This window comes from Nostoc foliaceum FACHB-393 (assembly GCF_014698505.1).
Taxonomy (GTDB): Bacteria; Cyanobacteriota; Cyanobacteriia; order Cyanobacteriales; family Nostocaceae; genus Nostoc; species Nostoc foliaceum_A.
On sequence record NZ_JACJTD010000124.1, the window covers coordinates 1 to 8,477 of the forward strand.

Genomic DNA, 8,477 nt, shown 5'->3' on the forward strand with positions numbered 1-8,477 from the left:
ACCCAATTTTCACAACCTACATTCACAAAGGTAGTAAAGGCACACCAATTCTGCTGCTACACGGCTTCGATAGTTCCATCCTAGAGTTCCGTCTTCTGTTGCCATTACTTGGTACTCAAAATGAAACGTGGGCAGTAGATTTGTTAGGTTTTGGCTTTACACAAAGACAAAAAGAAATAAATTACAGTCCAACTACAATCAAAATTCACCTTTACAATTTTTGGAAAACTTTAATCAACAGACCAATCATACTAGTAGGCGCATCAATGGGAGGTGCAACTGCAATCGATTTTACTCTCACTTATCCTCAAATTGTAAAATCACTAATATTGATTAATAGTTTAGGTTACACTAATTCTCCTGCCTTTAGCAAATATTTATTTCCTCCTTTTGACTTTTTGGCTGTTGAATACCTGCGTCAGCGCCACGTATTGGCATTAAATTTATGTAGTGTTTTACCTAATTTTGATCCCAAAATACTTTTGGCAATTCAGTGCGCTATGCTACATCAACAAATGCCACTTTGGTATGATGCTATGATTGATTATGTCAAAACTGGAGGTTATAGCAACTTGGCAGATAGAATTGCCCAAGTTGAAAAACCAACACTAATTTTATGGGGACAAGCTGATGACATGCTCCCACTTGGAGATGCAGAAAAATTTCAGCGCTCCATTGCCAATTCTAAATTAATAAAACTTAAAAACTGTGGTCATGCCCCTCAAATTGAACAGCCGCAAATTACATCTCAACATATTTTGCAATTTCTAAGTAGTGGTAATTTTGGCTCTCCTAGACTTCGTTTGATAAATTAATACTAAAAAACACCTAAAACACCTGATATAGCTAGGTTTCGCTAAAATAGAATCAAAGATTTAATAAAAATATGCTTTCTGATTCTTGAATCCCCTACTATATAAGGACTTAACCTGATATAAAGTATTAATTTTCTATAACTAGTCTAGGAGAGCCGGAATTTTTAATTTATTTAAGGAATTTTTGAAAGTATTAGTTAAAATTCCATCTGTCAGGTTTATTTGTTGCTCAACTCGTCAAATATAATGAAAAAGCCTTTTCTTAAACCCAACTGGCAACTTGGTATAAGATATAAAATCACGCAATTCGGCGATTGAATTGTGCAATTATTCCATTCAACAGTGCTATAAATTAATCCCCCTAGCGATCGCAACTCCCGAAAACCCGCCTCACAAAAATGTCAAAGCCAGTAGCTTCTCTAACGCTATACCTCTCAAACTGAATCTTCGCACTATATTTTCCCCAACACACCACTGCAATAGCCCACATTAGAAGGACTTTCGGCAATCAGAGAGAGAATCGATTGCTCTTAGACGATGGATTACGTCCCCAAACTTGCTGCACCTGTTTTTAGAGATGACTCAGCTTGAGTCGGTGTTCGCCCACTGAATATAACTCTCGACTGCCTTAACTTCTTCTTCGGACTCCTGGGTAGTGTCGTAGCTCTTTCAAGTGCTGTTTTTCTCAATTGGGCTGGCTGTGGCGTAGTAATCGGGGCTACTGCAATTTTCTTAGAATTAAGTACTTGTACAGTGGTTGGAGGTGCTGAAGGTATTTGTTTTGGGTTAAGTACTAAAGGTGTTGTCAAAGGCGCTGTTTTCAGAAATGGAACTGGCTGTGGTCTAGTCACTGGTGCTACTGCAATTTTCTTAGAATTAGGTACTTGCGCTGTGGTTGCAGATACTAAAGGAATTTGCTTTGGATTGGGTGATGTTTTAAGGGAGATCCAATAAATAAATCAGCCCAGCCCCTACGGGGTTCAGCAGTCGCTCATGGGGGAAACCCCCAAGACCGCGCTGCTTCACCGTATCAATAATATTTTTGGCAAAACCGAGAGATTTAGGCGATGAAAGCCCTCAAGGCGAAAGCGACGGCTGGGCTGATTTATTCAAGGCTTGTGCCTAAGGAGTGGAACTGGCTGTGGTCTAGATTGTAGTTTCTTTAATAGCAGCCTCAGCAGTCTATTTATAGGGTACAAGTTTCTATTATTTTTGGGTTTGTCTATAATTCCTCGCACAAGGGCATCAAGGAGAAATTTGAGCAACTGCACCGTGTTCAGGTCTGTCAGTTCCCCATTTATGTTTAGTTTTTTACCAATAAACGGGATAGTTATTGATCCACCTTCGACAAGATTTGCGGCTAAGGCAGTCAGCGTCAGCGGAAATTTTTTTTTTTTAACGTTTCAAAATTTGCTTGGCAGCATTAACGCCTGAAATTGCAGCGCCTTCCATAAAACCTTGCCATTCATAAAATGAGTTAGTATGTTCTCCGGCAAAATAAACGTTATCTACTGATTTGCCTTCATTACCAGCAATTGTTGTAAAGTAGCCAGGTTGATTACAGGTATAGCTTCCTTTAGTTAGTGGATTTAATGACCAGTTTTCTAAATAAGCTAGATATTCGCTATTTTTGAGCCGTACAGCCGAAATATCTGCACCAGGAAAGACAAACTTCAGGTCATTAATAAACTTAGCACTTTCCCATTGAAGATTGTTTGGGTTAAGTCTTGCACCTAAATTGCCGCCAGCGTAGTCTGTTAAAACTGCCCGATTATATGTAGCTTTGCTAGGGTTAGTTTCCCAAATAGCCTGGAGGTTGGGAAGATCAGCATAGGCGCTACCATTACTCCCAAGAGGAATCCAAGGACGACTATTAAACCCGACCATCAGTTTTGAGTTAGTTCCATAAACTAAATTATTAATAGCATTAAGTTTCCACTGAGGCAGTTTAAGTCCTTTTAAATCGACTTGTCTCAGAGTTGAGAAAGGAACACAAAATACAACAGCATCAAACTTTTTGCTCAACCCATTGTTAAAGATTAATTCAATTTTACCTGAACTATCTTTCCTAGCAGCAATCAGCTTTTTATCATACTGAATCTGCTCTAACAAACGATTTTTTAAACCTTCAATAATCTGCTGATTGCCTCCAATAACATGATAGCGTTCATCACTAAATACCCCAAAGGGTCGAAATTTAGAGCGTCTATCTGCATGAATAAATAGCAGAAAACTTAAACAACTTTGTTGGTCAATTTCTCGACCATATTCAGCAATATATGCAGATTTAATTACATTTTTAACTAACGCTCCCGCTCCCCGGCTATCAAGATAATATTGGAGGTTAGTGAAATCTAGTAATTGCTCAGATGCATTGAAATTATCTACAGTAGGTTCTGTAAGGGTACGTAAATCAACTCTCATTGCTGTAAGTAAATCTCGGAATTCATCAATTACTGCTGATTCCTGATAACGTTGACCATTAAAGTAATAGAATACTTCACCTGGTTGCTTTGATAAATCTTCGACTTCTAACTTAAATTCGTTTACATATCCCAGCATTGTCTTGTGGAGATTGTCTATAAACTCGCCACCTCTTTCGGCAACTTGACCAGGGAAGACATCATTAAGTGAGTAGCAGCGTCCCCCCGCTCGGTTACTAGATTCGTAAATAGTAGCTTTAATTCCTTGACGTTGGAGTTCGTAGCCACAAGCGAGTCCTGCTAAACCAGCACCTACAATCGCTATCTTGGCATCCATTGAAGAAGGTGCAGCCAAGGTACGATGAAAATAACCAGACCCTACACCCACTGTTCCACCCAATATTGCCATTTTTCCTAAATCAGTCAGAAATTGTCGCCGCTTAGTCTTACGCAATGACATCAGCTTTTCAAATTTATAAATGCGTTCAATGCCTTCACTTGTTGAAATATTATGCTTTTGACAATAACTAACAATCCCAAGTGTATGGGCTAATCTTCTAAATACTGATGAACGGCTCATTACTTACAATCTTAGCTAGTTTTTTATTGAGTTTCCCTATTTATCTGTTTATAAGTATAGTTTTAATCTATTTAGTTACTTTAAAGAATTTATCTTTATAAGATAAAGTTTTGATTTTTTAACCATTAACTGAGCATTATTAACTATCAAACAATGGTACTTGTTAGAAACTGCAATTATAACCCCACTTCAATCGCCAATACCCATGCTCAATGTTTACCATAAGAAAAAAGGTTAGCGGGAATCTTTCATGAATTTATTGACCTACATGATGCACTTAGTAGGTTCTGGTGCTTTTGCCTACTACAGTGCTGCTCAGATCCGTGACTCTAAAACTCGCCCTAATATCCTTGCTGGGTTTCAGTTAGCGGAATCTGGTTCTGTGCCTTTTTTGACAGCATTAAGCGAACGCGCCGCAGCAGAGGGCGATAAATGGTTAGCCGAAAAGCTCAAACATCACGCGTCAGATGAAACTAGGCACGGTCAAATTTTCGCTCACGGTTTAAAACAACTCAATAAACAGGTTATAGATTTTAAAAGTCAACCCCAAACCACATCTACAGATAAATCACAACAGCAGCGTAGTCCATTTTTTGCCGCCTTCTTTGAAGGTTACACCTCTGAACAATTAAAACCTGCTGTGATTGGCTGGAATGTATTCATGGGTAGCACTTACATTCTGGAGTTAGATGCTAGCAAAGACTTTGCTAGGATGGCGAATGCATTACCCGATGACGAACCTGTTTGTCGCAACTTAAAACTGGGAATTTTGAGTGTCGCCAAAGATGAAACTACTCATGCTGCTTATCTTTATGAAGCGATGACACGGCGAATGTCTCTTACGCAAGTACAACAGCTTATAGATGAGTGGCGTACTCGCAAAGTCAACGCGACTTTTGCATTTGCTAGTAATCTGTTACAAGGCAAAGCAGCAAATCGTTCTCTAGTACAAGATAGTATGCCTTCACAAAAAGATTCTCAACTGATTTTAACGTAAGTTCGACGGTTTATTTAGTGTCCATTTAGCTAGACATAAAAAAACCTCTCCCTGCCTTGAACTTAAGTTTAAGGTAGAGAGAGGTTTATCGAATTCATGTCTTCTTACATTGTTTATTTGTCGAATTAGGGCGTGGTTTCCGCCTCTACAACCCCCAGCACCTTCCTTTCAAGGGCAGGTTTTTAGAAAAGGGTAGATGATAGGATAAAATATCGTGGCATAAAGCGGGTCATGAACGAGTATTCAGGTTTGAACAGTTGGATAGCGATCGTTAACCAAAAGCTACCACACCTAAGTCGGCCACAAGCGAAAGTTTTGGCAATGTGGAGTTTTGGTATAGGAATGATGCTTTTCCCCGGGTCTAACAACAGTAGCAGTGTTTTTAGCACAACTACTAGGTGAAAAAGAAAATACAGTCCGGCAGAGATTGCGAGAATGGTATCGAGATGCAGACGATAAAAGTGGATAGGGTATGAAAGTGGAGATATTATTGTCAGTATCTTTGCCAACTTCTTAAGCTAGAGTTAAAAAACTTTAATATTTGTAATATTTAAAATTAAAACTGTATCTGAAATTCACATAAATGATTTCTTGGTGAAGTTTTTGATTATACATAAATACCTTAAAAGACTTATGTTTATAATAGTCTGACGGCAAGGCAAATATGAATCGAGTTAATAACTGTTATTTATCAACCATTGTTAGATTGCAATGTCCGTTTAATTTTTCAACTTTTAAAAATCCGAACAAGTTATGAATAAAAAATGGGCTATCAAACGAATCACGATAAATCTCGCATCAACTGAGAGTGAAAAACTTGAACGCTATTGTGCAATCACAGGCAGACCAGCAACTGATGTTATTCGAGAGTTGATTCGCTCTCTTGAAGTAACTCATCTTCAAGAAAGCGAACATCCTGCACCGATGAAGGCTAGCTCTGTTACTCATGCACCACAGCCAGTTAGTATAGGTTAGAGATAGAGCAATGTTTTCGAAATTCTAAATTAAGTTTTGATTTTTGGCTTTGACTCGTTGAAAAGCCTATAAATACGTATTTTTATTGCAGAAGGCAGAAGCTAGAAGGTCAACTACAGGGGATTCTGACAATAACAGTAATTGTAGACCGCTAAATCTCCGATTTAGCGGGAATCTTAAACCCAAGTTAGCAAGGCAAAAAGGCAAAATTCAAAACTTATTCTTTCCTCCAGCAAGAACTGCCCTGTGCCTTCTGCCTTGCCGGAGGCAGATAAACCTATCTTTGTAAGTCTACTTGTTGTGTTTGAGATTTAGCTAATATTTTATCAATTTGAGTATTAACATCTTCAAAAGTTTGGAATATCTGTGGAGTTAGTTTATTAGTCTGCACCTTGCCAGATTGTAAGTTTAAAACTACCTCCCCATTTTTCTGCGAAATAGTTAAATCTCTCTGCTGTGTATTGAAAGCTAAGTCATAAATCTTTCCAAGAAATTGAGTGCAATTTTCATTAGACTTACCCCAGACCATGCCAATCCTTTGAGCAATTTGAGTCAACCGACTGATTCTTTCAAGCTCAGATGTATCTTTATTCATTACTGCCAACGCTTCGGCTGATAATTGCTTACCAGCTTTAAACCCATTTGCAACTTCTACAATGCGTTTTTTGTAATTTTCCGACTTCCCCAACTTATCTGCGGCATTGTACCAATTTCTCAAATCATCAATAGTAACTGATTGAGATTGGACTTCTTGGTTGGGTGCGCCTCTGTTTTGTGGTTCAGGAAACGGGACTATTTTCCCGTCCACATAATCCCCCAATGGCTCTAGATGTAGTCCCCACACCTGCTGTTTTTCGGTGAATAATTCTGGTAATGCTTTGGGTGAGTGCTTTTCCATGTCAGCCCATTGCTGTTGATAAACGGGGTCAGCAATCATATCAGGTGTGATTTTATACTGCTTACCGACTCGAAAGGCGACTTGCTTATCAATACCTGTCGCAAGAGCAATATCGCCTTCCTTAAACCCATACTGTTTGTAAGGCTCATAAGCTCTAGTAGTGTGAGTTCTGCCATATCTGCGCATGGCATCAATGCAAGTATTTACAGGTAGTGGGTTCGGCTCACCATGCATCATTAAAGGATAGTTCATCGGAATCGGTTTGCCTTTGATGACGGGAGGAGCGACATTTTGAACCTCTTGGTTTGGGTGGAATTGAGCGCTTTGTTGAGGCGGGGACAATGCTGATTGAGATGGTGGTTTCAAAAACTGCGGTCGTGTGGCGAGGGAATTAACTCTTTGTTGATACTCACTATCCGATTCAATAATTGCCCCAAATTTCTTGGTCATATTACCCAAAGTTTTAGGAGGAATTGAACTACTGACTAAGTTAAATACCGCTAGACCTTTTTTAGTTTCCCTGATAACATCTTCTATTGGTACTTGTTGACATTCAACTTTTTGAGCAGTTAACCATTTAGTCACAGTATCAGCTTTCTGGTTGTCAACAGCCAAGCCCATGATTCCAAGTTTCTTGTTTGATTCTGTAGAAAATAAGAAAGTAGGACGCTCTTTAATATGATATAGAATTTTCGCACTCTTCTCAATCATCTCTTGCTGTTGAAAATTAACTGATTGAGTCCCAAAAGCCTGAAATTCCTTCGTCCATTTCTGCGGATATTCAACGGTATTAGGGTCAATTTGAGCGCAAATAACAGAGAAATTACTTTCAAGGATCGCGGTCGCGGATGTAAGTTGTCCGGTTTTGAGTAGTCCAAGCTGTCTGAGCGCGTCTTTGTCTTTTTTGAAGTGCAATACTCCCAGTGGTTCAGCATTCAAAAATACGGCATCTCTAGTTTTAGAAGCTGAGGTTTCGATAGTCAGTTTTCGGTAATCTTGATCATTGAATGTCTGACCAGAAAAATCATAAAAGTTAATTTTATTAATTTTGAGGAGATTCCCATTAGGAGACTCACCCAGGACAAAAGCTTGATCTCCTGTCTCAGAAATTGACGTGAGCTTTAACTTTAGAGGATTACCATTTTTGAGATAATTAATTTCTTTTAACTGTTGGGCAGAATCACTGTCTAACTCACCCAGAGTTTTCCCATCAATTTTGATTTTCACTGTTTTGTCAGGAACGGGCACAGTGCCAAATTCTAAGTTGACCGATTCGGCGTTAAAAACAAGTCCTGCATAAGAGAAGTTCTTGAGTTCACGGATAGTAATTTCAACCGGCTCGTTTCCTGGCAGTCCAATAGTTGCTTTGGCAGTAGCAGGTTCTACCCCAACGAAACTAGCTTGCGCTTTCGTACCAATGGGAAGCTGTGCGGTTCTAGTTCCTAACATGGCGAATTCCTTGTATTCGCCGTCACTATTCTGGACAAATAACAATCTGGAAACATGGCGCTCATGCCCAACTGGGTGGTGAGAGGCTCTGATTTCTATCGGGTGTTTTTCGGTGGGATTCCAGTCTCGACCCAAAAATTGATTTGCTTCATTCAAAAGTGTGACTAACTTCGGTTCAGTAAATTGCAATTTATCTAAGCGAGAAATAATCTTAGTTGGGAAAGCAGTGAAAGCAAAATTAGAGACTTTTTTATCAATGTTTGATGACTCAGTACTCTCTTTTCTTGCAACTTCAAGATCATCCTGGCGTGATGTACAGATGTCCCAAGTGGCGGCGGCA

At 39.2% G+C, this 8,477-nt stretch carries 6 protein-coding genes and 1 pseudogene; 4 read left to right on the forward strand and 3 right to left on the reverse strand.

What is annotated here, in order from left to right:
- On the forward strand, positions 1 to 815 hold an 815-nt coding region (locus tag H6G92_RS37130; RefSeq protein ID WP_242059495.1), incomplete at its 5' end, for an alpha/beta fold hydrolase.
- A 542-nt stretch (positions 816 to 1,357) separates the two neighbouring features.
- Here H6G92_RS37130 and H6G92_RS37135 read toward each other — a convergent pair.
- Complete coding sequence (locus tag H6G92_RS37135; RefSeq protein WP_190901653.1) at positions 1,358 to 1,666, reverse strand: hypothetical protein; 309 nt, start codon at positions 1,664 to 1,666, stop codon at positions 1,358 to 1,360.
- A 544-nt stretch (positions 1,667 to 2,210) separates the two neighbouring features.
- A complete protein-coding gene (locus H6G92_RS37140) occupies positions 2,211 to 3,818 on the reverse strand; it encodes a flavin monoamine oxidase family protein (protein WP_190901655.1) in 1,608 nt (535 codons plus the stop codon).
- A 250-nt stretch (positions 3,819 to 4,068) separates the two neighbouring features.
- Between H6G92_RS37140 and H6G92_RS37145 the strand changes: the two genes are divergently transcribed.
- The 3 genes from H6G92_RS37145 (at position 4,069) to H6G92_RS40075 (ending at position 5,790) form a co-directional block, all read left to right on the forward strand.
- A complete protein-coding gene (locus tag H6G92_RS37145; protein ID WP_190901657.1) occupies positions 4,069 to 4,815 on the forward strand; it encodes a ferritin-like domain-containing protein in 747 nt (248 codons plus the stop codon).
- Positions 4,816 to 5,046: 231 nt separating this feature from the next.
- Positions 5,047 to 5,217, forward strand: a complete 171-nt coding sequence (locus tag H6G92_RS37150) for a hypothetical protein (protein ID WP_190901659.1) — start codon at positions 5,047 to 5,049, stop codon at positions 5,215 to 5,217.
- A 351-nt stretch (positions 5,218 to 5,568) separates the two neighbouring features.
- The gene (locus tag H6G92_RS40075) at positions 5,569 to 5,790 is read left to right on the forward strand and encodes a CopG family transcriptional regulator (RefSeq protein ID WP_242059496.1); all 222 of its coding nucleotides are present in this window, start codon (positions 5,569 to 5,571) and stop codon (positions 5,788 to 5,790) included.
- Positions 5,791 to 6,067: 277 nt separating this feature from the next.
- On the opposite strand, the pseudogene H6G92_RS37160 reads toward H6G92_RS40075, so the two are convergent.
- Positions 6,068 to 8,477 (reverse strand): annotated as a pseudogene (locus H6G92_RS37160) (hypothetical protein); the annotation flags it as partial.

Excerpts from the sequence above, each read along its gene's own strand:
- H6G92_RS37140 (WP_190901655.1), bottom strand. The coding sequence starts at position 3,818 with ATGAGCCGTTCATCAGTATTTAGAAGATTAGCCCATACACTTGGGATT.
- H6G92_RS40075 (WP_242059496.1), top strand. The coding sequence starts at position 5,569 with ATGAATAAAAAATGGGCTATCAAACGAATCACGATAAATCTCGCATCA.
- H6G92_RS37150 (WP_190901659.1), top strand. The coding sequence starts at position 5,047 with ATGAACGAGTATTCAGGTTTGAACAGTTGGATAGCGATCGTTAACCAA.
- H6G92_RS37145 (WP_190901657.1), top strand. The coding sequence starts at position 4,069 with ATGAATTTATTGACCTACATGATGCACTTAGTAGGTTCTGGTGCTTTT.